Here is a 24420-nt window from a genome sequence, read left to right as displayed (position 1 = left end):
AATTTATTTCATAATTTAAGGGAAAAATTCTATCCAAATTACAAATTTAAAAGACTTTCTGACTATATTTTTTTAATGTAATGAAAAAAGTTTGAGCTTTAGACTCAAACTTTGATTTTATAAAATTTTATTTTCAGAATTATACAGTTAAAAAAACTTACACAGTCATCGAAAAAATTCGAGTTTCTGGTTTGTTTCTAAGCATTCTGAGATCAAAAGTCATTGCGACATTTCTAGTAAAAGCACGGCCTTTTTCAGTAATTTTTATTTGATTTTTAGTGATTTTAATTAATCCATCAGATTCCATTTCCTTTAAATTTTCTATAGCGTTTTCAATTTCCGGAAAAGCTGTTTGCAGATCCCATGAAGTTTCTAAACGGCACATTAAATTCAAAATATGTTGGCGTATTTTTAAATCTTCCTCATCTAAAATATGACCTTTTACCACAGGAATTTTTCCATCTTCTACTCTTTTTTGGTAGTCTTCTACGGATTTATCATTTTGGGCAAAAGCATACCAAGAATCTGAAATGGCAGACATACCTAAACCAATCATTAATTGGGTTTTACTGGAAGAATAACCCATAAAATTTCGGTGAATATTTCCAGATTTTAGAGATTGATACAGATCGTCGTGTTCTAAAGAAAAATGATCCATTCCAACTTCTATGTAACCCAAATCTTCTAATAATTTTTTTCCGTTTTCGTAAAGGAATCTTTTTTCTTCGCCACTTGGTAAATCATTTTCATCAAAACCACGTTGACCAACTCCTTTTATCCACGGCACGTGCGCATAAGAATAAAACGCCAAACGATCTGGTTTTAATTCCATCGTTCGATGAATACTGTGCTCCATTTTTTCCCAGGTCTGGTGTGGCAAACCAAAAATTAAATCATGTGAGACACTTTTATACCCAATTTCCCGCGCCCACTCCGTCACGTTTTTCACATTTTCAAACGGCTGAATTCTGTTAATTGCTTTTTGCACAACTGGATCGTAATCTTGAACGCCAAAGCTGCAACGTGTAAAACCCAGATCAAATAAAACCTGAAGATGTTCTTTTGTCGTATTATTTGGATGACCTTCAAAACTAAATTCTTGATTTTCAGCAATTTCAACCGTAGAAAATAAGCCTTCTAATAAAGTTTTTAGATTTGCTGGTGAGAAAAAAGTAGGCGTTCCGCCGCCTAAATGAAGTTCTTTTAATTTTGGTTTTTCACCATTAAATAATTTTAAATACAAATCCCATTCCTTTAAAACACTTTCTAAATAGGGTGTTTCTACGGAATGTTTTTTGGTAATTCGCTTGTGACACGCACAGAAAGTACAAAGTGCTTCACAAAAAGGAAGATGAATATAGATTGAAATACCTTCTTCAGAATTGCTTTCGTTAAACGATTTTATAACTGATTTTTCCCAGGCATTTTCACTAAAACCTGCTTCATCCCAATAAGGAACGGTAGGGTAAGACGTGTAACGCGGACCAGGAATATTATATTTATCTACTAAAGAATTTTTCATTAGGCAAAATTACGAAAATGAATTCTGAATTTTGATTTGTGAATTATGAATTTTATCTTAAATTAATAATGGTTATAAACTCAGTTCCGCTTTTAGAATTCTATCTTTTCCAGCAAAGACCAAGGTGTTTTTATCAAGCCAAGTAAAGACATAAAGGTTTTTTTCATCTGAAATTTTTGTCCAACTTTTGCCGAAATCATTTGAGTATGAAATATGTTGATCGCCAACGGCAATAATTTCTTTTCCTTTTGAGCCGGGACGGATTTTAACACAAGTCATATAGCCTGCATTTTTTCCAGACGCTTGAATTTGCCAAGTTTCTCCTTTGTCAATGCTTGTTGCAATGTTATTGACATTATCAGATTGTCTGGCATAATCTCCCCCAACCGCAATTCCAAAATTATCTTTATAAAAATCAATACTATAAATTCCTGTAGAAGAAGTCCCCTGAATGAAAGGTGTTTTAAAAACTTCAAAATTATTTGACTTAAAATTCATTCTAATAATTCTGGAAAATTTTCCACCAGTTGCAATCCATAAATAATTATTAGAAGAAACTAGATTCGTATTACTTGCAGCAAAAGCGGCTTCTCCCTCATTTAAAATTATAGGATTTTTAAAATGACTCCACTTATCGTTATTGTAAATGAACAATTTTAATTTCTTAGAATCGTCAGAATCAGAAAATGCAAATGCTACTTTATCATTGATAAAACGTAGGGCGTCATAAAAGGCCGTTGTTGATGCATCTGTATAAATAATCTTAGAAACAAAAGATTTTTTATTAATTTTAAAAAAACATGCTGGACTCTCGACATTAATGGCATAAAAATTATTTTTATCTTGAGCTAATGTTCGAAATTGCAAATTATTATCTGATAATTTTATTTGTTTTTGCTTTTTTAAATCTTTTAAATCCACAAAACCAAATTTCGAATCGGTACCGGAATACCAAACTTTACCGTCATAAATTTGCAACGCACGAATGCTAATTTTATCTTGCAATAAAGTTTTAAATTTTAAGGTTTGGGCGTTCAAAAAAGATCCGATAAATATCAAAAGAAATACAACAAATTGTTTTTTCATCATTAAAAATTTAGATTAAAAAGAAAAATCCCGCAAAAATAATTTGCGGGATTTTTACATATTTCTATTTTGATTTTTTAACCAAGTAATAAATATAAATTGCTAAATGAACTAAAACCATCGCACCCGAAAATGCAATTAAATTTGCGGTAGAGCCACCAGCAACGACATCTAAATGATGGAAATATCCTAAAATTCCTAATAAAACGGTCATTACTAAACCAACATAAGCGGTAATTCTGTACGTTTTATTGTCATTTCCATTTCCGTCTGCATTACCTAAAATACTGTTTTTAATACCTCTGTAAAGATAAACATCCAATCCAATCATCATCCAAGCTATTAAACGAATCCAAGTATCTAAAGGTAAAAATACCATCATTCCTAAACACACTAAAACGCCTAAAATAGGAACTAAAGGAACCAAAGGTGTTCTAAAAGCTCTTGGTGCATTCGGCTGTGTTTTTCTTAAAACCAAAACACCGATACAAACTAAGATAAATGCGAATAGAGTCCCGATTGACGTCATTTCACCAACTACTCTTCCCGGGACGAAAGCCGCAAAAAGACTTACGAATACCATAAAAAATAAATTTGATTTATAAGGCGTTCTAAATTTTTTGTGAATTTCTGAGAATACTTTTGGTAATAATCCGTCTTTACTCATCGAATAAAACACGCGGCTTTGCCCCATTAGCATTACTAAAATCACAGAAGAATAGCCTAACAAAATTGCGAAAATGATGGTGGTATTTAACCATGGATATTCAGGTACAATTGTCCCGTTTACCATCTTTCCCATATGTTCGATTGCGGTGGCAACCGGTGCTAAATGGTCTGCTCCGGATCCTGCAGTAAATTCTTTATAATTAACGACACCAACCATTACGTAAGCGAAAATAATATATAAAATTGTACAGATCACCAGTGAACCCATAATCCCAATCGGCATTGCTTTTTTAGGATTTTTAGTTTCTTGCGCTGCTGTAGAAACCGCGTCAAAACCAATATAGGCAAAAAAGACAACCGCTGCAGCCCTAATAATTCCAGACCAACCGTAGTTTCCGAATTTACCTGTATTTTCTGGGATCAATGGTGTTAAATTTTCTGCTTTTACATATTTGAAACCAACGAAAATAAAGACAAATACAATCGTTACTTTAAGAAATACAATAAAATTATTCACCATTGCTGATTCACTTGTACCTTTAATTAAGATTAAAGACATAATTGAAACGATGAAAACTGCAGGTAAGTTTATAAAACCACTGTGCACTGTTCCATTCAATAAAGTATAGGTGTCAAATGGCGTATTCATAAGTCCCTGTGGAAGTGCAACGCCAAAAGCACTGAATAATTTACCGAGATAACCAGACCAACTGGAGGCTACCGTGGCGGAACCAACTGCGTATTCTAAAACTAAATCCCAACCGATAATCCAGGCGATGAATTCTCCCATTGTCGCGTAAGAATATGTGTAAGCACTTCCCGCAACAGGAATCATTGAGGCAAATTCCGCATAACACAATCCTGCGAAAGCACAGCCAACTGCTGCTATTACAAAGGAGATCATAATACCAGGACCTGCATAATCTGCGGCCGCTAAGCCAGTAATTGAAAATAATCCGGCACCAATAATTGCCCCAATTCCTAGCGCAACAAGCGCACCAGCAGAGAGCGTTTTTTTTAGACCGTCCTCCGATTCTTCGGATTCATCAAGGAGTTGTGATAATGGTTTTGTCTTCCAAATATTCGACATAGTTATATATATTTTGTTTTTACGAGCTACGAAAATAGGAAAAAATTATAAGTATTAACTTTTTTTAACTTTTAATTACTTTTTTAAATAAGTTTCTAAATAAAAAAATATTTAAATTAATTCATAATTTTAAATCATATAAATTTTTATCTTTGGAAATATGAATTTTCACGATCTTTTTCTAAAACCTTATGAAAGTTACTCTGTCTATCAAATATTTTTAGAATTTATCGGAGCCTCTTTTGGAATTCTTAGTGTTTATTTTTCAGTTAAAAAAAATATCTGGGTCTATCCGACGGGAATCATTTCTACCGGAATTTATATTTTTATAATGTTTAATGCCGGATATCTCGGAGATATGATGATCAATTTTTATTATACAGTTATGAGTATTTATGGCTGGGTTTTGTGGTCAGAAAATTCCAAAGATCACATACATATTGAAGTAGAAAAAGCTGATAGAGAAACCTGGCAGTACTCAATTATTCTTTTTGCTGTAAGTATGGTTTTGGTGATTTTTATATATTATTTTAAACCTTATATTGACAATCATTTTTCAATGAACGGTGTCAAACTTAATCTAAATCATATGGATAAAGGTAATTGGATGGATGTGTTCACAACTTCTATTTTTCTGGTTGGCATGTGGTTGATGGCAAAAAGGAAAATAGAAAACTGGCTTTTTTGGATCGTGGGTGATCTCATCTGTATTCCGATGCTTGTTTACAGAGGGTTGGGAATCACTTCCTTACAATATTTAATCTTTACAATTATGGCAGTCATCGGCTATTTTGAATGGAAAAAAAGCATTCAACCTAAAAAAGTCAACTCATAAATATTAAGACTGTTTTAATAGTAAACAGCTGCTTTTAAGCAATATATCTTTTCGGCAAAGTTTTGGTATCAGTATAATTAAATGAAACATTTAATCGAAAATATCATGAAAAAGTTAATAAATAAAATAGTTTTTGGAGCAGTTATATTGGGAGGTTTAACTTCATGTGTTGCTTATCCTGATGCATATTCTAATAACAACCAAAACGGGTATTACAATGCCATTTACAATAACGGCAATTATTATGCCCCATCATCCTACTATGGAAATGGCGGTTATTACGCGAATGATGGATATTATTATAGAGATAACATGAATTATCAATATGAAAATAATGTTCCTTACTATTATGGAAACAATCAAAGAAGAATTTATCTGGAAAAAAGAAGTAAGTCTCAGCGTGATCAAAATTCAGTAAGAAATGACAGAGGTAACTCTGACGGGGTAATTATCCGAAATAATACTCGAGGGAACCAATCAACTAATGATGGTTTTAGAAATACACCTTCACCATCATATAGACCAAGAATTCAAATTAACCCTCAGATCAGAATCGACAACAGCGCAGGATTTAGAAATTCACCTGCCCCATCTGTTATTCCTCGCATTCAAAATAATCCGCAAGTGACCACAGAAAATATTATTCGAAGCCACAACAATACTGATGATAGCGGCTTTAGAAGTAGTAATTCGTCACAGCAGAGAGAGGTTCGTGTAAAAACAGATATTACGAGAGAAGAGCCAAAATAATTTTTTTTAAAAAAAGTCATGGAAATAAAACTTTTATAAATCATTGTTTTAACGATTTATTTTTTTTAATTTAAATACTACTATTTATAACTAAATTTGCAAACTTAAAATTAATTATGGAATTTTATAAATATCAAGCGACTGGAAATGATTTTATTATCATTGATAACCGTGATCAACAATTTCTGAAAGATGAAAAAGTAATTGAAAATCTTTGTGAACGTCGCTTCGGTATAGGTGCTGATGGCTTAATTCTTCTCGAAAATCATGAATCTTTGGATTTTAAAATGGTTTACTACAATAGTGATGGTAAGGGCGAGAGTATGTGCGGTAATGGTGGAAGATGCATAGTAGCTTTTGCCCACTTTCTAGATCTTTTTGAAGACCATACAAAATTTGAAGCTGTGGACGGAGTTCATGAAGCGGAAATCAATAATGGAATTGTGAAATTGAAAATGATTGATGTTGAACAGATTTTCAAAGACGAAGAAAATTTTGTTATTAATACAGGATCTCCACATTTTATAAAGTTTGTAGATGATTTAGAGCATTATAAAGTTTTTGCAGAAGGCTACAAAATTAGAAATTCAACAAAATATTTAGAGCAGGGTGTCAACGTTAATTTTGTTCAAATTTTAGCATCAGATTCCATTTATGTCAGAACTTATGAACGTGGTGTGGAAAATGAAACCTATAGCTGCGGAACAGGTGTTACTGCTGCAGCTCTGCCATTTATCAACGAAAATAAAAAAGTAAAAGTAAAAACGATTGGCGGAAATTTAACAGTTTCTGCTGAAAAAAAAGACAAGGGCTTTGTCAATATTTGGCTGGAAGGACCGGCTAAACAAGTTTTTAAGGGGAAAATTAGTATTTAAAATTACATGAAACAAGCAGGTTTATTAGTAGCATTTATTGTTTTAGTGCTTATTACTGTTTTCGGATTCAGATATTATCGTCAAAATTTTGAAAATAATGTTGCGAAGGAAGGCTATGTTTTAATACCTCATAATTCCAATTTTAACCAAATAATAGATTCTATTTCTCCCTATTTGAAGGATAAAAGTAAATTTATAGAGGTTGCAAGAGCTAAAAAATTAGAAAAAACATACTTTGCAGGTCGTTACAAAATAAAATCTGGCACTGGAAGTAGTGATTTGGTAAATATGATAAAATCGGGAAACCAAACCGAAAATTCCTTTAGAATAGGCGATTTTGATGATGTTTACCAAATGATCGGGAAAGTAACAAAAAAAACAGAACTTGATTCCCTAAAGTTTGTAAATGGTTTTGATAAAATAGCAGCTTCGAAAAATCTTACTTCGCCTGAAGATTTGAAATTTTACTTTTTCATTGATACATATAATTTTTTCTGGACGGTAAAACCTGAAGAATTTTTTAAAAAATTTGAAAAAGACTATATTGACTTTTGGACCTCTGAAAGAGTAGAGAAGGAAAAAAATTCTGGCTTAACTAGAAATCAGATCTATGCTCTAGCTTCAATAGTTTTTAAAGAAAGTGGCGATAAACCAGATGAAATGAAAACAATTGCCGGGCTTTATTTAAACCGTTATCACAAAGGAATGAAACTGCAAAGTGATCCTACAGTAATCTACGCAGTAAATAAAGCGAGTAATTATTCAAAAAAAATTAAGAGGGTTTATTTTAAAGATTTAAAACAAGATTCTCCATACAACACTTATGCAAATCTTGGCCTTCCACCTGGTCCAATATGTATGGTTGATAAAAAATCTGTTGATGCGGTTCTAAATGCGCAAAAAAACAATTTCATTTATATGTGTGCAGATCCAGAACGTTTTGGGTTTCATAAATTTACAGATGATCCTGCACAACACGCTATCAATGCGAAAGCTTACCAAGAGTGGCTAAATGCAAGACAAATTAAGTAAAAAAAAATTAAGATAAATTTAACTTTGTCTTTATTAACAATAATGAAAAATAAGATACTAATTAGTAAAATTATATAAATGATCTCTAAATTTGAATTTATTTCAATTATCAAAAAAAGAACCTTGGGTCTTACCTTCATTTTGGGGGCCGCCAGTTTAGCCTTTGCACAGCAAAAAACAATAGTTACAGGTGATGTTAGTGGATCTCAAGGATCAAAAATTCCTTATGCATCTATCACTTTTATAAATAATGAAAACAAAATTAATACAGACGCTGCATTAACGGATGAAAAAGGACAGTATAAAATTACGTTAGCCCCGGGAAATTATTCTGTTACAGTGGAAGCAATTGATTTTGCAAAGTTAACTTCTACTTTCGTTGTAACTTCTGCCATCATATCCAAAAATTTTATTATTTCACCAGAAAGTTCTGTAACTAAAACGCAAGACATTGCTGGAGTCGTAATATTGGCCGCGGCACCAAAACCATACCGCGTAGAATTAGATAAAAAAATATATGATCCTTCATCTGATTTACTAAGCAAAGGCGGCACATTACAAGATGTCTTAAGTAATGTTCCTTCCATTTCTGTAGATGTTGACGGCACGGTTTCGATGCGAGGGAATACCAATATTAAATTTTTAATTAACGGTAAACCTTCAGCATTGCTAGGAATTAATGACGGTGCGGATGCTTTAAAAACAATTCCGGCTGATCAAATTGACCGGATCGAAGTGATAACAAATCCGTCATCTAAATATGAAGCATCTGGTACTGCAGGAATTTTAAATATCATACTTAAAAAATCTAAAAAATTAGGTTTTAATGGAAGTGTCACCGGAGCTATTGGATATCTTCCGCAAACAAATTTAAATACAAACCTTAGTTGGAAAAAAGGTGATTGGACCTATTTTATCAACGGCGGTGGCGGCTATAGTAAAAATAAATCTAAAAATAATTTACTGTATCAAACTTTACTAAATCAAGATACGCTGCAAGATCAAAATTTAATACTGAGAAAACAGGATGCGGAAAGTAAAGGCGAAAGTAAATCTTATAATGTGAATACTGGTTTTGTAGTAGATTTAACTCCGAAAGCCAGTTTAAATGCTTCTGTGATGTTTAGAAATTACGATTATACATCTAACGATACAAGTAATTATTTTGAAACGTATTTCACTAAAAATGGCGCCGGAACGAAAGGATCATATGATCTGACAACGTTGCAAAACAATACTGGCGAACGAAAAAATAATTCTTTTCAAGCTGACTTAGGATTTGATCAAAAAATTGGCGATAAAGGACAAGTGTTTTCACTTTCCGGAAGTTTGCAAAATAGTAAAAGCGATAACAATTCACTTTTAAGAGAGAATAGTTTTTCTACCTTAAACAAAACTTCAACCACTGCAAGTAATGTTTTTAGCACTTCTGAAAACAGAACCTATTTGGCTAAAGCAGATTACACTTTGCCATTGGGTGATAAATCTACTATTGATGCTGGTGCAAGATATGATTACACTAAAAACGTCTATAATTATGCGGTAGATCAAAGTTTAAACAATGTAGCTTTTAGCCCATTGAGCGAATTTACAAGCAATACATTTTATTCTGAAAAAATTGCCGCCGCTTATGCACAATTTAAAAGTAAAGTTGGTGATTTCGGCTACCAAGTTGGTACACGTGTAGAAAACACAGCCATCAATATTGATTATAAAAATATTGGGACTGGCGAACGTGTTACAAAAAATAAAAATTACACTGGTTTTTTTCCGAGTGTTTTTCTAAGTTATGATTTAGGTAAAAACAATCAATTACTTTTAAATTATTCGCGCAGAGTTCAGCGTCCAAGATCATTCTTCCTTGTGCCATTTAATTCTTATGACAGCAGAAGTTTATTCAGAGGGAACCCAGATTTAAACCCGACTTATGAAAATTCCTTCGAATTGGGCTACAGTTTATCCTCTAAAAAATTAACTTTTAACCCAACCCTTTACTATAAAAAATCAAAAGATGAAGTAAATTTTATACAAGTTCCAGTAATTGTAAATGGGATAACTTCGATATCTACACAGCCAGTTAATGCAGGGTCTGATACGCAATATGGTTTAGATTTAAACGGATCTTATGATCCATTTAAATGGTTTCGTTTAATGGGAAGTTTAGATTTGTATGGTTACAATAATACGGGAAACTACGAAGGGTTTAATTTCAATGGAACTGGTTTTTCTAGCAGAATTCGTTTAACTACCACTTTTAAGCCGGATAAAAATACTTCTTTTCAGTTTCAGGGATCTTACCGTGGGGCAGAAAAAAGTGTTAGCACTGACAGGAAATCTTCTTACGTGATTAATTTTGGTGCCTCCCGAACTATTATGAAAGGCGACGGTACTTTGGCTTTTAATATTCAGGATATTTTTAATACCAGAGCCAGAGAATATAGTTTCACGGGTTTAACTTACACGCAATATTCTTATAACCAATACCAACCGCGTCAGTTTACATTATCATTTACTTACCGCTTCAAACAAGGTACTAAAATTGATCAGCCAAAACAGAAAAAAGACATTAACAACTCTTATTCTGGCGATCAAGACCAAGGTCCAGCGTAATAGTTATAGACGATCATTGGTGCATAAAAAAAGTCCTGAAATTTTATATTTCAGGACTTTTTTGTATCAATTATATAAATTAATTTTCTATTGTCTCTAAATATTTCTGCCATTCCCAGGTTGTTCTCAAAGCTTCTTCTAAGGAAGTTTCTGCTTTCCAATTGAGTTCATTTTCTTTTATATTAGCATTTTAAAAATAGTAATTTCATCGCTTTGAAGAAGTTTATTTTTTCTTACAATATTTTTCTAAAGCGTCATAATTCATATCATTTCTATCACCTAGAAATATTGCCATCTTTAAATCAGAACAAATTTTTGATTTTTCATTTTCGGGAATTTCAGCGTCTTTTTTTCCTGCCAAAACAGTAATTTCTGAATTATCAATTAATTTACGATTTCCTCCTAATTCATATTTTCTTATTCTTGCAAAAGCACGATTGGCAAGTGCAAAATCGTAATAAGGTTCAATTTCTATTGCTTTGTCAAAATCAGAAATCGCTTCATCAAATTTCATTTGGTTTAAAAGCATTGTTCCTCTTGAAAAATAAGCATCTTTATAATTTGGATTTGTTTCAATAATTTTTGTAAGCATTTTTAGAGACAATTTTTCATCACCATTTTCAGCGGATTTCTTTGCTTTACTCATTTGATTATCAACTTCTTCAAAACTTTGATCGGGAAGAATTTTATCTTCTATGATTTTTTCAATTCTATAAATTTTCCCATTAGAATGAAAAATTTTAGATTCAACAACCATTTTTCCATTTTTAAAATTACTTTGTTGGTGTAAATTTCCATTCGGAAAATAATTTTCCCAAATTCCTTCTTCTTTTCCATTTATAAAATTACCTTTTTGCTTCAAAGAACCATTTTCAAAATATTCATTTTCTAAGCCATTTGGAATTGAGGCTGTATAAATTCTTTCTAATGAAGTTTTTCCATTTTGAAAATACGTTTTTCTTAAACCATCCAAATTTCCGTTTTTTAAAAAGCCCTCTCCTTGTATTCTTCCGCTGTAATAATAATCAATAAATTTTCCGGTATAAATTTGATCATTGAAATACCAAACATTTCCGTTTTTCATTTCCATCTGTTTCGTTGAGGGAATTTTTTTATTTTCAATAGGTCTTATCTTAAATTCTTTAGTGTAAACGAAAATGGCTTCATCGAATTTTTCAAAACTATATTTTTTAAGAGAATCTTTATTTTTTACAACGTTTACTTTGTCAATATCATCATTATTAATTTCATTTCCTCGTTCAGGATCGTCTTTTACGGTAATATTATCAACAATATAAACTACATTTTCAGATTTATTTTGAGAAAATAATGTATTGCTAAAGATAAAAACCGAAACCAATAAAAGAAATTTTTTTATCATTGTAAATATTTATTTAAAATTAATTTTCTCTTGTCTCTAAATATTTCTGCCATTCCCAGGTTGTTCTCAAAGCTTCTTCTAAGGAAGTTTCTGCTTTCCAATTGAGTTCTTTTTCAGCTTTTGAGGCGTCTGCAAAAGCAATGGTAATATCACCAGCTCTTCTTTCACAAATCTGATAGGGAATTTTTACATTATTTGCTAGCTCAAAAGCAGTGACCACTTCTAAAACAGAAGAACCTTTTCCAGTTCCAAGATTATAAATATCAATGACGGTTTCAGATTTTTCGTTAATTAATTTCTCTAAGGCTTTTACATGTGCTTTTGCTAAATCTACCACATAAATATAATCTCTAATCGCAGTACCGTCGGGTGTAGGATGTCACATCGCCCTCCAAAGTCGACTTAATTTCTCTCGGATTCCCGCCGCAGTTTGGGTCACGTAAGGCACTAAATTATTTGGTATTCCCAATGGCAACTCACCCAAAAGTGCGGTTGGATGTGCACCAATTGGATTGAAATATCTTAATAGCGATACTTTTCTGTGATGCGCAGAGGCAAAATCTTTTAAAATTTCTTCACCCATTTGCTTCGTTTTACCGTAAGAACTTTCAGGTGTTTTTAAAGGCGAATTTTCGTTAATTGGCTGTTCATAAGCTTGTCCGTAAACTGTGCAAGAAGAACTGAAAATAAAATTAGAAATATGTCGCGTTTTAAATTCCTGTAAAATATTAATTAGAGTGAATAAATTATTTTCATAATAATCGATTGGTTTTTTCTGGCTCTCTCCCACTGCTTTAAAAGCAGCAAAATTAATACAACCATCAATTTGATGTGCCTCAAAAACCTGATGCAGCAATTCTTTTCTCTTTAAATCAAAAGGATAAAAAATTGGTCTTTTACCTGAAACTGTTTCAATATTTTTTAAAATAAATTTTTCAGTATTAGAAAAGTCGTCAATAATAACAACCTCAAAATTATTATTTAAAAGTTCTACAACAGTGTGCGAACCGATGTAGCCTAGTCCGCCAGTTACGAGTATGGTCATTTTATGATTTAAAAGTAAAAAAATTATTTTTTAAAAAACTCCAACACAGAATCTGTAATATATTTCAATTGTTCTTCATCAAGTTCTGTGTGCATTGGCAAAGAGAGAACTTCATCTAAAAGCTGATCGGTATTTACAAAGTCTTTAGGATCAGAATCTTGAAAATAGGCTTTTTGTTTTCTAAGCGCAACGGGATAATAGATCATCGCCGGTATGTCTTTTCCTGCTAAAAAATCGCGTAATTCATTTCTTTTTCCGTTGGTAATTCTTAATGTATATTGGTGGAAAACATGTGAAGAATATTCTGCCCGTTTTGGAAGTAAAACATTTGGTAGATGGGCAAAAGCTTCGTCATAGAAATCAGCTGCTTTTCTGCGCGCTTCATTGTAAGAATCTAAAAACGGTAATTTTTTTCTTAAAACTGTTGCTTGCAAACTGTCTAATCTGGAATTAACGCCAATTTCATCATGGTAATAACGCTCATACATTCCGTGGTTTACGATGCCTCTAATTTTGTGTGCGAGTTCATCGTCATTTGTAAAAAGTGCACCACCATCGCCATAGCAACCAAGATTTTTTGAAGGAAAAAAAGAAGTCGTTCCAATAATTCCCATCGTTCCAGATTTTTTTACTGTGCCATCAGAGAATGTAAATTCTGAACCGATTGCCTGTGCATTGTCTTCGATAATATATAAATTATGCGCTTTGGCAATTTTTATAATTTCTTCCATATTAGAAGATTGACCAAAAATATGAACTGGAATTATTGCCTTCGTTTTAGGCGTAATCGCAGCTTTTAATTTTTCGATATCCATTGTGAAAGTGTCATAATCCACATCTACTAAAACTGATTTTAATTTTAAAAGATGGATTACTTCTACGGTAGCTACAAACGTAAAATCTGCGGTAATAATTTCGTCGCCTTCTTTTAAATTTAAAGCCATCAAAGCAATTTGCAAAGCATCCGTCCCGTTTGCACAAGGAATAACATGCTTTACGTCTAAATAGTCTTCTAACTCTGCCTGAAAAGCCTTTACTTCTGGTCCATTGATGAATGCTGCAGAATCTATAACGTTTAATAAGGCATTATCTAAATCACTTTTTATTCTGTAATACTGACTTTGTAAGTCAACCATCTGAATTGGTTTCATATAACTATTTTTTACAAAAATACGTATTTTAATTGTTTTTAATTTAAATCTTAAAGGCATAAAATGCAGATAATCTATGATATTAAATAGGATTTACTTCAATTTTAGTGAAAATTAAAAATTCAGTTTTTAAAATATATTAATTAAAATTGCAAAACGCATATCTTTAACCAAAATTACTTCAAATGAAAAAAATTCTATTTTTTTGTGCCTTCGTTTGCATAGTATCTCTAAGCGCTCAAACTGAATTAGTCTTTGTTTATTTTAAAGACAAACCAAATAAAGCCGCGTTTTATGCGAATCCTACGACAGAATTAACTCAGAAATCTTTAGACAGAAGGACAAAATTAGGTATTGCTTTAAACGACCAAGATGCACCAATCGAGTTAAGTTACATTCAAAACATTAAAAATTTAGGCTTTACAGTTACAGATTATTCTAAATGGTTAAATGGCGTTGTTATAGAAGCAAACGCTGCTCAAGTAGTAGATCTGAGATTAAAAACTTATGTGAGATCAGTTGAAAGTTTTGTAGTGCATAACTCTGCGGTGACTAAAAAAAATTATACGAAGTCAGACAAATTTGAATTGTTTAATAAAAATGCTTTGACCACATTTAACTATGGAAGTGGCGCGGCGCAAATTGATCAGGTCAATCTTCGGCCAGTTCATGTCGCTGGTTATACCGGAAGTGGCATCACAATAGCTGTACTTGACACGGGTTTCCCAACGGTGGATACTGGTTCAGTTTATGCAAGAATTAGAGATAATAATCAAATAAAAGGCGGTTATAATTTTGTTCAAAAAAATACTGATATTTATAATACAGCATTAAATAACCACGGTTCCTATTGTTTGGGTGTTATTGCGTCTTATGTGGCAAATAGTTTTGTTGGTTCCGCCCCGGACGCAGATTTTTACCTTTATGCATCGGAAGACGCAACGCAAGAAATCCCGCAGGAAGAACTTTATTGGATAGAAGCGGCTGAAGAAGCCGATAGAAAAGGAGTTGATATTATTTCAACGTCTCTTGGTTATAATAAATTTGATGATTCCCGGTATAATTTACTTTATTCAGATATGAATGGTAAAACTTCCTTTATTACAAGAGGTGCAGAAATTGCCACAACAAAAGGTATTTTTGTAGTAGCTGCTAATGGAAATGAAGCCTTACATTCCTGGCATTATTTGGTAACGCCGGCAGATAATAAAAATGTTTTCTCAATTGGATCCGTGGATTCAAACGGAAATTCATCTGATTTTTCTTCATTCGGTCCCAATTCAACTGGTGATATAAAACCTGATGCAATTGCAAGAGGTTCTTCTACTTATCTGGGATTTAACAATAACGTAACTTCTGCCAGCGGAACTTCTTTTGCGACACCGCTAGCTGCGGGTGGAATTGCTTGCTTGCTTCAGGCAATGGGTTCGGAGAACCGTGATGATTTAAAAAATTTACTACGCCAAAATTCTTCTTTGTATCCAGGTCATGATGATCAAAAAGGTTATGGAATATTAAATTTCGGAAATGTTTTAAGTAAATTGTTACTTACCAACAAAGTATCAGTTTCCAATGATTTAAAAATATATCCAAATCCTGTTAAGGATAATTTAAATTTTCAAACTACGGAAAAAATTATCTCAGAGGGGTTATATGACAGTTTAGGAAGATTCATTCGAAATTTGGGATCTTTGCCCTCAAATAACGTAAATAATTTGTCTTCAGGGGTATACTTTTTAAAGGTTACTACAGATAAAAAAACTCATGTACAAAAATTTATCAAAAAATAAATTTTAATGATTGTAAAGAAAGTTCGCTGTCATTACAATTGCGGCGATCAGTAAACCACTCCCAATCATTTTTTCTAAAGTTTTATCTTGTAAATGGGTATTTATTTTTTTTCCTCCAATCGCACCTAATGCAAAACCCAAAATAACCGGCCAGGATTTATTGAAATCAATATGGCCTTGTAAATAATGGCTGACACTTCCTGTAACACTTGTAATTACAATCATAAATAATGCTGTTGCCGTCGCTATTTTTGGTGGAATTTTAAAAACTTTCAGCATAATAGGCGTTTTCATAAATCCGCCACCAACTCCGAATAGTCCCGCCAAAACACCGGAAACACTTCCAAAAAATAAAACCATCGCTAAACTTGCTCTATATGCGACAAAATTTCTATGATTTTTAATTACTATTCTGGGCTTCATTTTATTTAGTCGGACAAAAAATCCATCTTTACTTTGGTTTTTACTTTTAGTTTTAACGAAGAACGAAAGTCCTAGAAAAAAAACCATCGCTGCAAAAAGATATTCTAATTTATCTGCAGCAATATAACTTAAAAGTAAACTTCCTATGATTACACCAATAATTGTTGGGATTTCTAATAAAGTGCCCATTTTAAAATCGACAAAACTATTTTTTCGGTTATAATAAGTAGAGATAAAAGCCGAACCAACTAGAGAAATCATACAGGTCCCTACTGCCAAATGAAGCGGATATTTAAAAAAAGTAATAAGAATAGGAACCATAAAAATACCGCCGCCAAAACCAACCAAAGAACCGTAAAGACTTATGACTGCGCTAATAATTACTAAAGAAATAAGAACGAGTTCTGGTGACATAGGTAAATTTTAAATAAAGTATAAAGGTGCTAAGATAATATTCCTATTTAAAAATTATCTCATATTTTACAAAAATATTTTATTTCGATAGGCATTAAAATTGGTACAAAACTTTGAATAATGAAAACTCACAAAATATTATTGATTGGAATTGCGACGGGACTGCTTTCCTCTTGGTTAAAATCTTTGGTCGAACCGCCGTTAGAAAAATTAGGCTTAGAATATTTTCCTGCCTCAAATGAAAAATTAGAATTAAAAGGTGCGGATTTAATGAATCATCCGGAAAATATGCCAAATGCGATAATGGTGAAAAAGGTATTTCATAATTTAACTGGAAATAAATTATCAGATTCTGCGGCGGTGAAAACAATGCCTTATATTCATTACACTTTAGGAACTGCTCTTGCGCTAGCCTATGTTTTTATGCGTTCCAAAGATAAAAAAACAGCTGTATTTGCCGGATTTCCGGCTGGTGCAACTATGTTTGCGTTAACGCATGGAAGTATTGTTCCCGCTTTAGGTTTGCAGGATGATTTGAGAAAAATGCCAAAATCCTGGTGGGTTTGGGAATTTGGTTCTCATTTATTATTCGGATTTTTTGTAGAGCAAAGCACAAAATTATTTAAAAAAATCATTTAAGATTTAAAATTGCTATTTTTAACTATTAATTAAAAAATGAAAATGAAAAAATTCTATCAAATTGCAAATGGTATCGCCTTAGTTTCGACTATTCTAATTAATTATTTGTCTAATACTGGAATTCTAAATGGAAAATCGATTGGTGATGTTTCTAACAACATTCACAGTTTATTTACGCCAGCAGGCTATGCTTTTTCAATTTGGGGATTTATATATTTACTATTAATTGGATTTATTATTTACCAAGGAAGAGGTCTATTTAACAAAAAGGCAGAAGATGATTTTATAGAAAAAATTGGGCCTTGGTTTATTATATCCTGTATTGCAAACAGCGGTTGGGTCTTTTTGTGGCTTTTTGGTTATACCGGAATTTCATGTTTGTTTATTTTCCTTCTACTTTTTTCTCTGCTTAAAATAATAATGAATAATCGAATGGAAATATGGGATGCTCCAGCAAAAGTTATTTTATTTCTTTGGTGGCCTTTTGTTTTTTACGCTGGTTGGGTGACGGTGGCGAGTATTGCGAATGTTTCTGCATTTTTGGTTAAAATTAATTGGGATGGTTTCGGTATTTCATCAGAAATCTGGACGATTATAATGATAACAATTGCGACTATCATAAATATAACGGTCGTTTATACGCGTAATTTACGTGAATTCGCAACTGTTGGGATCTGGGCGCTAATTGCGATTGCAGTGCCAAATTATGAAAGTCATAAATTAATTTCTTATGTTGCTATAATCGCTACGATACTACTTTTCTTTGTAATTATGATCCAAGGTTATCAAAATAGAAAAACCAATCCATTCATGAAAATCCTGACTAAAAATTAATAAATATGAAATTTAAAATACAAAAATCACCTTTTATCGTTCCGACAACTGACGGCAAATTAATAGAAGAAATCTGGGGCTTATCTACGGGGAATTCTGAAGTTTCTATTGCGCACATGATTGCGCCACCTAAATGGAAAGAACCTTTCCAGACGCCTCAATTTGACGAATTTACCTACATTATTTCAGGTAAAAAGCAATTTGAAATAGACGGTGAAATCGTTATTTTAGAAAAAGGACAAAGTATAAAAATTGAAAAAGGTGCAAGAGTTCGGTACAGCAATCCTTTTGAAAATCCTTGTGAATATATGGCAATTTGCTTGCCTGCGTTTTCGATGGATATGGTAAACCGCGAGGAAGAAATATAAACAAAAGTTATATTTAGAAAAAATTATTGTATTAATCTGAAAGTTACAAAACCGATTACACGAAAACGCAGCCAAAAGACCATAAAACATAAAAAACCAACTCCTAAAAGTTGGTTTTCTTATTTACTGCTCACGGATTGCAAATCCGCGAGATCGATATCCGCGCCATCAGGGGTTAAAATTGCAAATACTAAAATTGAATTTATTTTTTTCATAATTAATTTATAACATTATTTACCAATCAGGATTTTTATCTTTAACAAAATTATTTTGGATCTCAACTTTTTTATAAATACTACCGTAGTTGTTTTGATCAAATAGAACGAGGCTGTCTTTTTCAAAATATCCTTCATATTCTGAAATTTTCATTTTACATTCAAATATTGAAGAAAATTTGATCTTTATATTATTCTGTTTATATTCTGAATAATAACCCATTTCTGCTTTACGCGGGTCAAAAGTTGATAGGTCGAATTTTACCAAATCTTGATTATGAATTCGAAAATGTCCCATTTTTCCTTTTGAATAAAATTTTAAAAAAATTTGACTTGTATAATTAAATTTTTCATAAAATAAATTTTTACTTGAGTTTTTTTCTTTAACAAAATGGGCATCTAATTTATAAACAGCCATAGTATCAATTTTTTTCAATGTACTTCCATCTATTTTAAAGTTATTAAAGTTTTTTCGCGGCAAGCCATATTCGGATAATAAACCATTATAACAACACGAAATACAGAAACTGCTAAATAAAATTGACAATAAAATTTTGTTTACCATGATGTGAATTTATTTGTTGTCTTGTATTGAAAATACGATTTCCAATTCCATGATTGATTTTCAAATCCCATTTGTCTTTTATCTAAAATTGATTTTTCATTGAACCACGGAATTCTTAGATTATGTATGGCTTGATCTTGTATTGCATGTCGCACGTGTTCACTATTAACTCCAATTCTGTAATTTTTATAACTTAAGTATAGACCCCCAAAACGGTATTTTTGTCCTGTTTCTAATACATTACCATTTGGCATTCTTCTATTATAATTATCAATACAAAGAGGATCTCTATGCTTTGAAATTGACCCGTTTTCATCATCATATAGTCGTTTGCCAGTAAATAAACTAAATCCCACACCAAAACCTCCAATTGAAAGATTAACTGCCGCAGTTCTGTGGCTATCACCGCCGTCACCTAAACCTAAAATAGATCCATCATTTTCATAGTTAAACCCCCGATGGCGCGGATTTGCAATCCGTGACCAACATTATTCCATTAAATATGATCGTTTTCCCATCCCATAAAAACAACTTCCACATTGAGCGCGCTTTCTAAATCTGCATAATTTCTTGCGCTACTAAAATAGTAATTTTCCGGCTCGGTTCAACGACTCCCCACCTTCCGATGTCGGGCATATACATTCTTGCGCCGTAGTCGTACATTCCTGTTTCCTGTAATTCCTTGCCGTTGTACTTGTAGTTGTATATCCCCGCTCTACTTTTTAAGATCTGCTTACTCAAGGTTTTTCTCGTGCGGGGCTTTTCACTGTGAACTTCTGCGCTTGCCCGCTTTTCAAAGATAAAAATTTTTTCAGTTGAAAAATAAAATCTAAAGATTTCTTTAATAAAAATGTAGCGGCACTTTAAACAAAAAAACCAACTCCTAAAAGTTGGTTTTCTTATTTACTGCTCACGGATTACAAATCCGCGAGATCAATATCCGCGCCATCAGGGTTAACAATCGAAGAAACTTTTTTGATTCTCTAAATTTAAAATTTTTTAATTTCTCTCCTAATGGAATCTCGGAATAAGGTGATAAAGCACTGTGCAAATAATTGTATTGCGATATTTGATTTGTAGAAATAATTATCGAATCATCCTTAGTTCTCAAGTTTAATGTAAAATTATCTTCGGGAAATACAATAAATAAATTCAGTGAAATCCAATCTTTCGAAACACCGTTTTCATCGTCTAAAAAAATAAAATCGTAAAAATTATTAAAATCAATATTTAGTTTAAATGGCTCAAAATTAATTTTTTTACCATCAATAGTATATACGGTATGTGAAACTTCCTTAAAGTCCAATTCCACTATTTTACTTTTCAAATTTAAGTTTTGCAATCTATGACAAACGGTCTTAAATTCATTATCAAAGAACAATATATTAAATTTTTCCATACAAATTATTTGCTAACCCAATGGCGCGGATTTGCAATCCGTGACCAACATTATTCCATTAAATATATTAGTTTTCCCATCCCATAAAAACAACTTCCACATTGAGCGCGCTTTCTAAATCTGCATAATTTCTTGCGCTACTAAAATAGTAATTTTCCGGCTCGGTTCAACGACTCCCCACACCCCGATGTCGGGCATGTACATCCTTGCGCCGTAGTCGTACATCCCCGTCTCCTGCAGTTCCTTGCCGTTGTACTTGTAGTTGTATATCCCCACTCTACTTTTTAAGATCTGCTTACTCAAGGTTTTTCTCGTGCGGGGCTTTTCACTGTGAACTTCTGCGCTTGCCCGCTTGTCAAAGATAAAAATTTTTCAGTTGAAAAATAAAACTTAAAGATTTCTTTAATAAAATGTAGCGGTGCTGTAAAACAAAAACCAACTCCTAAAAGTTGGTTTTCTTATTTACTGCTCACGGATTGCAAATCCGCGAGATCGATATCCGCGACATCGGGGTTTCTCATTTACTACTTACGGATTGCAAATCCGCGCTATCGGGTGCCAAAATTTGCAACTAATAATTTGAACAATTCTACAGAAGAACAATTTAAACTATTTGAATTAATTGTAATAGGTGTGCCATAATTCTTATAATTTAAACTTAAAATATATTTTTTAAAAAAAGATTTATTTTTAATATATTTATTAGGTTCTTTTACTTCAACTAAAATAATCTCTACCGAATTTTCAAGAACAAAACCAATAGGGATTTTATGGATTTTAATACCTATGATGTCTTCACGATTTATCCATCCAACAGAACTGGCAGTTGTGTTTTCAAATAGACCATTTTCATTAATTTTAATACCAACTGTATTTGCTATTAATCTATAAACTATATAAAGCGAACCGAAACCAAAAAATACAAACCCAAAAATACCAGAATAGAGAATCATTTCTTTTTTAAAAAATATAAAGGATTTAAATTTTTCTGGATTTAAAATAAATAAAAGACTAATTACTGTAAAACTAATGCTTCCTAAAAAGATAATAAAACTTTTCTTTTTATTTAAGTTTATTGTTATTTCATTCATATATTTAAAATTAGTGACTATTATACATATTTTTAATTGTACTACTTCCAATATCTGAACCACCCCAACTTCCTATAGCTCCTCCAACAATCCCTCCAATTAGCGCTCCTGGTACAACCCCAACGCCACCAAACCAAAATCCCACAGCAGCACCGATAGTTGCACCAGACTCTGCGCCAGCCAAGCCTCCAAGAATACCCCCTGCTACGCTTCCCGCAGCTACAGCAGTATTTTCGCCTTTAGTTTCACCTTTAGTATTATAGTCATTAACGTCAGCAATAACGCCTTTTCCTACTTCTACTGCCCCTAATATAACTGTTGCTACAATTGTACCTTTTTTAAGTACGTGTGAAACCATAATACCTTTTCCTGTAAATTGATTAAAACCAGTATTAGTTGGAGAATATCTATATTTTAATTCACTATATTTTACTCCATCGAAATCTCTCGCTTTAATAGTTTTAGTCCAATAAGCAAATGATCCACCTTTATTATTTAGAGCCATCCAATCTGCTGTCGTTCCAACAACATCATTTACCTTACCAAAATCCTCTAATGTATTATCCTCTTTTTTCTTGCCAACAAGTGTAGCTTCTTTAATATCTTTTGTTCCGGTTTGAACAACATTTCCACTTCCGTCATTCCAGTTTTTACCATCCCAAACAAAATGTCCATCAGCATCATCATAAGTTTCACCTTTCTTATTTCCGTCATAAACAGGAAAAGCAAATTGATTAGTTTCTAATAAACCAGTGGGGTCAGATTTTCTTATTTACTGCTCACGGATTACAAATCCGCGAGATCAATATCCGCGTCATCAGGACGGATTGCAAATCCGCGCCATCGGATCCGCGGGACCGATATCCGCGACATCGGAGTTTCTTTATTTAATGCTCACGGATTGGAAATCCGCGAGATCGATATCCGCGTCATCGGGATTGAAAATCCGCGCTATCGGGTTTTAGGAATATTTCTATCAGGTTTTTAATTTTAATTCTACTTCTGTTATTAATGCTGGAAAATTTAAACTTAATTTTTTCTTTAAACAAAACTCTTTTAATGAATATAGTTTTTCTAAAATCATTTCGATTATATAAAATAATCTTTCACTTTCATTTTTTTTAAAAAAATTATTATCCGTTATAAAAAATCTAATTCCAATCGCTTTTTCTTTCTTCCTATAATCAATAATTTTTTGTTCATATTTGATTTTTTGTTCAGGAATTGGATTTAAATAAAATTCGAATAAAATGAGATTTATATCTGAACTATAATTTTTTAATTCAGTGCTATAAAGTGATTTGTCTAAACCTTCAACTCCCCATAAAAATTTTCTAAATATTTCTCCTTGTTCATTGATAACTTTATATTGATATTCTGTTGTATCAAGGGTTGGGAATTGGGTTGCTAAAAAAAATTTTATCATTTTTATTAATGCATGTTTTTATTCAATTTTCCTCTATTCGCCCGATGGCGCGGATTTGCAATCCGTGACCAACATTATTCCATTAAATATGATCGTTTTCCCATCCCATAAAAATAACTTCCACATTGAGCGCGCTTTCTAAATCTGCATAATTTCTTGCGCTACTAAAATAGTAATTTTCCGGCTCGGTTCAACGACTCCCCACACCCCGATGTCGGGCATATACATCTTTGCGCCGTAGTCGTACATCCCGGTCTCCTGCAGTTCCTTGCCGTTGTACTTGTAGTTGTAAATCCCCGCTCTACTTTTTCAGATCTGCCTACTTAAGGTTTTTCTCGTGCGAGGCTTTTCACTGTGAACTTCTGCGCTTGCCCGCTTGTCAAAGATAAAAATTTTTTCAATTGAAAAATAAAATCTAAAGATTTCTTTAATAAAATGTAGCGGTGCTGTAAAACAAAAACCAACTCCTAAAAGTTGGTTTTCTTATTTACTGCTCACGGATTACAAAACCGCGAGATCGATATCAGCGACATCGGATGCTTTAATCTATGAAAAAAATGAAAATAATTGAGAATAAAATTAATAATATTCCCAGTATAAAATTTCCATAAGATTGAAAATATGTATATGGTTTTGCAATTGACGTATTATCTTTAAATGGATTATATTTTTCCGCTCTTAATTTTTTTATCCATTTTAAAGAGGAATAGAGAAAAACAACACCTAATAAAAATAAAAATAGTCCAAATTTTCTTTCGTCACTCATAGTATTTTTTGTTATAAATTAGGGTTTAATTGTTTTATAATTTCTTTCATCATAATTTTCAACTGCTTTTTCTCCAATTTTGTCATAAATAACTCTATGAGCCTTCAAAACTCTCGTTGTTCCGGAACCTATTACGTGTTCCCAACTTGTTAATTTGTTAGATAGAACCCGATGGCGCGGATTTGCAATCCGTGACCAACATTATTTCATTAAATATGATCGTTTTCCCATCCCATAAAAACAACTTCCACATTGAGCGCGCTTTCTAAATCTGCATAATTTCTTGCGCTACTAAAATAGTAATTTTCCGGCTCGGTTCAACGACTTCCCACCTTCCGATGTCGGGCATATACATCCTGGCGCCGTAGTCGTACATCCCGGTCTCCTGCAGTTCCTTGCCGTTGTACTTGTAGTTGTATATCCCCACTCTACTTTGTCAGGATT

22 protein-coding genes and 6 pseudogenes are annotated in these 24420 nt (G+C 32.5%); 9 read left to right on the top strand and 19 right to left on the bottom strand.

Annotated elements, in window-relative coordinates; translation table 11 throughout:
- Nucleotides 1-157: 157 nt before the first annotated feature.
- The 3 genes from hemN to ACVBED_RS09295 all read right to left on the bottom strand — a co-directional run bounded on the left by hemN (nt 158) and on the right by ACVBED_RS09295 (nt 4367).
- The gene (gene hemN, locus ACVBED_RS09305) at nt 158-1522 is read right to left on the bottom strand and encodes an oxygen-independent coproporphyrinogen III oxidase (protein ID WP_447121622.1); all 1365 of its coding nucleotides are present in this window, start codon (nt 1520-1522) and stop codon (nt 158-160) included.
- A 72-nt stretch (nt 1523-1594) separates the two neighbouring features.
- The gene (locus tag ACVBED_RS09300; protein ID WP_473094911.1) at nt 1595-2608 is read right to left on the bottom strand and encodes a WD40/YVTN/BNR-like repeat-containing protein; all 1014 of its coding nucleotides are present in this window, start codon (nt 2606-2608) and stop codon (nt 1595-1597) included.
- A gap of 64 nt (nt 2609-2672) precedes the next feature.
- Complete coding sequence (locus ACVBED_RS09295; protein ID WP_447121620.1) at nt 2673-4367, bottom strand: amino acid permease; 1695 nt, start codon at nt 4365-4367, stop codon at nt 2673-2675.
- A gap of 160 nt (nt 4368-4527) precedes the next feature.
- Here ACVBED_RS09295 and pnuC point away from each other — a divergent pair, with 160 nt between their 5' ends.
- The 5 genes from pnuC to ACVBED_RS09270 all read left to right on the top strand — a co-directional run bounded on the left by pnuC (nt 4528) and on the right by ACVBED_RS09270 (nt 10469).
- The gene (gene pnuC / locus ACVBED_RS09290; RefSeq protein ID WP_447121619.1) at nt 4528-5202 is read left to right on the top strand and encodes a nicotinamide riboside transporter PnuC; all 675 of its coding nucleotides are present in this window, start codon (nt 4528-4530) and stop codon (nt 5200-5202) included.
- A gap of 105 nt (nt 5203-5307) precedes the next feature.
- On the top strand, nt 5308-5952 hold the full coding sequence (locus ACVBED_RS09285) for a hypothetical protein (RefSeq protein WP_473094910.1): 645 nt from the start codon (nt 5308-5310) through the stop codon (nt 5950-5952).
- 116 nt (nt 5953-6068) lie between these two features.
- Nucleotides 6069-6827 carry a diaminopimelate epimerase gene (gene dapF, locus ACVBED_RS09280; RefSeq protein WP_473094909.1) on the top strand — a complete coding sequence of 253 codons (759 nt, stop codon included), beginning with the start codon at nt 6069-6071 and terminating at the stop codon, nt 6825-6827.
- A gap of 6 nt (nt 6828-6833) precedes the next feature.
- On the top strand, nt 6834-7859 hold the full coding sequence (gene mltG, locus ACVBED_RS09275) for an endolytic transglycosylase MltG (protein ID WP_473094908.1): 1026 nt from the start codon (nt 6834-6836) through the stop codon (nt 7857-7859).
- Nucleotides 7860-7937: 78 nt separating this feature from the next.
- Complete coding sequence (locus ACVBED_RS09270) at nt 7938-10469, top strand: TonB-dependent receptor domain-containing protein (protein WP_473094907.1); 2532 nt, start codon at nt 7938-7940, stop codon at nt 10467-10469.
- Between the two features lie 79 nt (nt 10470-10548).
- On the opposite strand, the pseudogene ACVBED_RS09265 reads toward ACVBED_RS09270, so the two are convergent.
- The 4 genes and pseudogenes from ACVBED_RS09265 to ACVBED_RS09250 form a co-directional block, all read right to left on the bottom strand.
- Nucleotides 10549-10659: pseudogene (locus ACVBED_RS09265) on the bottom strand (UDP-glucose 4-epimerase GalE); the annotation flags it as partial.
- A 33-nt stretch (nt 10660-10692) separates the two neighbouring features.
- Nucleotides 10693-11850: a hypothetical protein gene (locus ACVBED_RS09260; protein ID WP_473094906.1), complete on the bottom strand. Its 1158-nt coding sequence runs from the start codon at nt 11848-11850 to the stop codon at nt 10693-10695.
- Nucleotides 11851-11869: 19 nt separating this feature from the next.
- Nucleotides 11870-12895: pseudogene (galE, locus tag ACVBED_RS09255) on the bottom strand (UDP-glucose 4-epimerase GalE).
- A 23-nt stretch (nt 12896-12918) separates the two neighbouring features.
- The gene (locus ACVBED_RS09250; protein ID WP_447121609.1) at nt 12919-14046 is read right to left on the bottom strand and encodes a DegT/DnrJ/EryC1/StrS family aminotransferase; all 1128 of its coding nucleotides are present in this window, start codon (nt 14044-14046) and stop codon (nt 12919-12921) included.
- 185 nt (nt 14047-14231) lie between these two features.
- Here ACVBED_RS09250 and ACVBED_RS09245 point away from each other — a divergent pair, with 185 nt between their 5' ends.
- Nucleotides 14232-15836 (top strand): S8/S53 family peptidase, encoded by a 1605-nt coding sequence (locus ACVBED_RS09245; protein WP_473094905.1) that lies wholly within the window; start codon nt 14232-14234, stop codon nt 15834-15836.
- Nucleotides 15837-15839: 3 nt separating this feature from the next.
- Here ACVBED_RS09245 and ACVBED_RS09240 read toward each other — a convergent pair whose 3' ends face one another.
- Nucleotides 15840-16673: a sulfite exporter TauE/SafE family protein gene (locus ACVBED_RS09240; RefSeq protein WP_447121605.1), complete on the bottom strand. Its 834-nt coding sequence runs from the start codon at nt 16671-16673 to the stop codon at nt 15840-15842.
- A gap of 120 nt (nt 16674-16793) precedes the next feature.
- Here ACVBED_RS09240 and ACVBED_RS09235 point away from each other — a divergent pair, with 120 nt between their 5' ends.
- From ACVBED_RS09235 to ACVBED_RS09225, 3 genes are read left to right on the top strand one after another with little or no spacing between them, the layout of a single operon-like run.
- Nucleotides 16794-17312 (top strand): hypothetical protein, encoded by a 519-nt coding sequence (locus ACVBED_RS09235; protein WP_447121604.1) that lies wholly within the window; start codon nt 16794-16796, stop codon nt 17310-17312.
- A 42-nt stretch (nt 17313-17354) separates the two neighbouring features.
- Nucleotides 17355-18146 carry a tryptophan-rich sensory protein gene (locus ACVBED_RS09230; protein ID WP_447121603.1) on the top strand — a complete coding sequence of 264 codons (792 nt, stop codon included), beginning with the start codon at nt 17355-17357 and terminating at the stop codon, nt 18144-18146.
- A 5-nt stretch (nt 18147-18151) separates the two neighbouring features.
- The gene (locus ACVBED_RS09225) at nt 18152-18514 is read left to right on the top strand and encodes a cupin domain-containing protein (RefSeq protein ID WP_447121602.1); all 363 of its coding nucleotides are present in this window, start codon (nt 18152-18154) and stop codon (nt 18512-18514) included.
- Between the two features lie 234 nt (nt 18515-18748).
- Here ACVBED_RS09225 and ACVBED_RS09220 read toward each other — a convergent pair whose 3' ends face one another.
- The 11 genes and pseudogenes from ACVBED_RS09220 to ACVBED_RS09170 form a co-directional block, all read right to left on the bottom strand.
- Complete coding sequence (locus ACVBED_RS09220) at nt 18749-19294, bottom strand: hypothetical protein (RefSeq protein ID WP_447121601.1); 546 nt, start codon at nt 19292-19294, stop codon at nt 18749-18751.
- Nucleotides 19288-19770, bottom strand: coding sequence for a polymorphic toxin type 23 domain-containing protein (locus ACVBED_RS09215; RefSeq protein ID WP_447121631.1), 483 nt, complete (start codon nt 19768-19770; stop codon nt 19288-19290). Before ACVBED_RS09215 ends, ACVBED_RS09220 begins: the two co-directional genes overlap by 7 nt.
- 124 nt (nt 19771-19894) lie before the next feature.
- Nucleotides 19895-19999: pseudogene (locus ACVBED_RS09210) on the bottom strand (RHS repeat-associated core domain-containing protein); the annotation flags it as partial.
- Between the two features lie 205 nt (nt 20000-20204).
- Complete coding sequence (locus ACVBED_RS09205; protein ID WP_473094904.1) at nt 20205-20693, bottom strand: hypothetical protein; 489 nt, start codon at nt 20691-20693, stop codon at nt 20205-20207.
- Between the two features lie 162 nt (nt 20694-20855).
- Nucleotides 20856-20960 (bottom strand): annotated as a pseudogene (locus tag ACVBED_RS09200) (RHS repeat-associated core domain-containing protein); the annotation flags it as partial.
- A gap of 281 nt (nt 20961-21241) precedes the next feature.
- Entirely contained in the window at nt 21242-21835 is a 594-nt protein-coding gene (locus ACVBED_RS09195; protein WP_473094903.1) for an STM3941 family protein, read from the bottom strand.
- Nucleotides 21795-22142 (bottom strand): hypothetical protein, encoded by a 348-nt coding sequence (locus ACVBED_RS09190; RefSeq protein ID WP_473094902.1) that lies wholly within the window; start codon nt 22140-22142, stop codon nt 21795-21797. The genes ACVBED_RS09195 and ACVBED_RS09190 overlap by 41 nt, the downstream gene beginning before the upstream one ends.
- Nucleotides 22143-22760: 618 nt before the next feature.
- Entirely contained in the window at nt 22761-23210 is a 450-nt protein-coding gene (locus ACVBED_RS09185; RefSeq protein ID WP_473094901.1) for a hypothetical protein, read from the bottom strand.
- Nucleotides 23211-23396: 186 nt separating this feature from the next.
- Nucleotides 23397-23501: pseudogene (locus tag ACVBED_RS09180) on the bottom strand (RHS repeat-associated core domain-containing protein); the annotation flags it as partial.
- 250 nt (nt 23502-23751) lie between these two features.
- A complete protein-coding gene (locus tag ACVBED_RS09175; protein WP_447121596.1) occupies nt 23752-23976 on the bottom strand; it encodes a hypothetical protein in 225 nt (74 codons plus the stop codon).
- 313 nt (nt 23977-24289) lie between these two features.
- Nucleotides 24290-24394, bottom strand: a pseudogene (locus ACVBED_RS09170) (RHS repeat-associated core domain-containing protein); the annotation flags it as partial.
- Between the last annotated feature and the right edge of the window lie 26 nt (nt 24395-24420).

The sequence above is a fragment of the Halpernia sp. GG3 genome (assembly GCF_052976925.2).
Note: the sequence above shows the minus strand (reverse complement) of the source record. Positions and strands in the feature narration are given on the sequence as shown.

Bases quoted from the DNA above. Each gene is read 5' to 3' on its own strand.
- ACVBED_RS09205 (WP_473094904.1), bottom strand. From the start codon at position 20,693: ATGGAAAAATTTAATATATTGTTCTTTGATAATGAATTTAAGACCGTT.
- hemN (WP_447121622.1), bottom strand. From the start codon at position 1,522: ATGAAAAATTCTTTAGTAGATAAATATAATATTCCTGGTCCGCGTTAC.
- ACVBED_RS09285 (WP_473094910.1), top strand. From the start codon at position 5,308: ATGAAAAAGTTAATAAATAAAATAGTTTTTGGAGCAGTTATATTGGGA.
- ACVBED_RS09225 (WP_447121602.1), top strand. From the start codon at position 18,152: ATGAAATTTAAAATACAAAAATCACCTTTTATCGTTCCGACAACTGAC.
- ACVBED_RS09185 (WP_473094901.1), bottom strand. From the start codon at position 23,210: ATGATAAAATTTTTTTTAGCAACCCAATTCCCAACCCTTGATACAACA.
- ACVBED_RS09190 (WP_473094902.1), bottom strand. From the start codon at position 22,142: ATGGTTTCACACGTACTTAAAAAAGGTACAATTGTAGCAACAGTTATA.
- ACVBED_RS09260 (WP_473094906.1), bottom strand. From the start codon at position 11,850: ATGATAAAAAAATTTCTTTTATTGGTTTCGGTTTTTATCTTTAGCAAT.
- ACVBED_RS09220 (WP_447121601.1), bottom strand. From the start codon at position 19,294: ATGGTAAACAAAATTTTATTGTCAATTTTATTTAGCAGTTTCTGTATT.
- ACVBED_RS09295 (WP_447121620.1), bottom strand. From the start codon at position 4,367: ATGTCGAATATTTGGAAGACAAAACCATTATCACAACTCCTTGATGAA.
- mltG (WP_473094908.1), top strand. From the start codon at position 6,834: ATGAAACAAGCAGGTTTATTAGTAGCATTTATTGTTTTAGTGCTTATT.
- ACVBED_RS09235 (WP_447121604.1), top strand. From the start codon at position 16,794: ATGAAAACTCACAAAATATTATTGATTGGAATTGCGACGGGACTGCTT.
- ACVBED_RS09250 (WP_447121609.1), bottom strand. From the start codon at position 14,046: ATGAAACCAATTCAGATGGTTGACTTACAAAGTCAGTATTACAGAATA.
- ACVBED_RS09300 (WP_473094911.1), bottom strand. From the start codon at position 2,608: ATGAAAAAACAATTTGTTGTATTTCTTTTGATATTTATCGGATCTTTT.
- ACVBED_RS09240 (WP_447121605.1), bottom strand. From the start codon at position 16,673: ATGTCACCAGAACTCGTTCTTATTTCTTTAGTAATTATTAGCGCAGTC.
- ACVBED_RS09245 (WP_473094905.1), top strand. From the start codon at position 14,232: ATGAAAAAAATTCTATTTTTTTGTGCCTTCGTTTGCATAGTATCTCTA.
- ACVBED_RS09270 (WP_473094907.1), top strand. From the start codon at position 7,938: ATGATCTCTAAATTTGAATTTATTTCAATTATCAAAAAAAGAACCTTG.
- ACVBED_RS09175 (WP_447121596.1), bottom strand. From the start codon at position 23,976: ATGAGTGACGAAAGAAAATTTGGACTATTTTTATTTTTATTAGGTGTT.
- pnuC (WP_447121619.1), top strand. From the start codon at position 4,528: ATGAATTTTCACGATCTTTTTCTAAAACCTTATGAAAGTTACTCTGTC.
- ACVBED_RS09230 (WP_447121603.1), top strand. From the start codon at position 17,355: ATGAAAAAATTCTATCAAATTGCAAATGGTATCGCCTTAGTTTCGACT.
- dapF (WP_473094909.1), top strand. From the start codon at position 6,069: ATGGAATTTTATAAATATCAAGCGACTGGAAATGATTTTATTATCATT.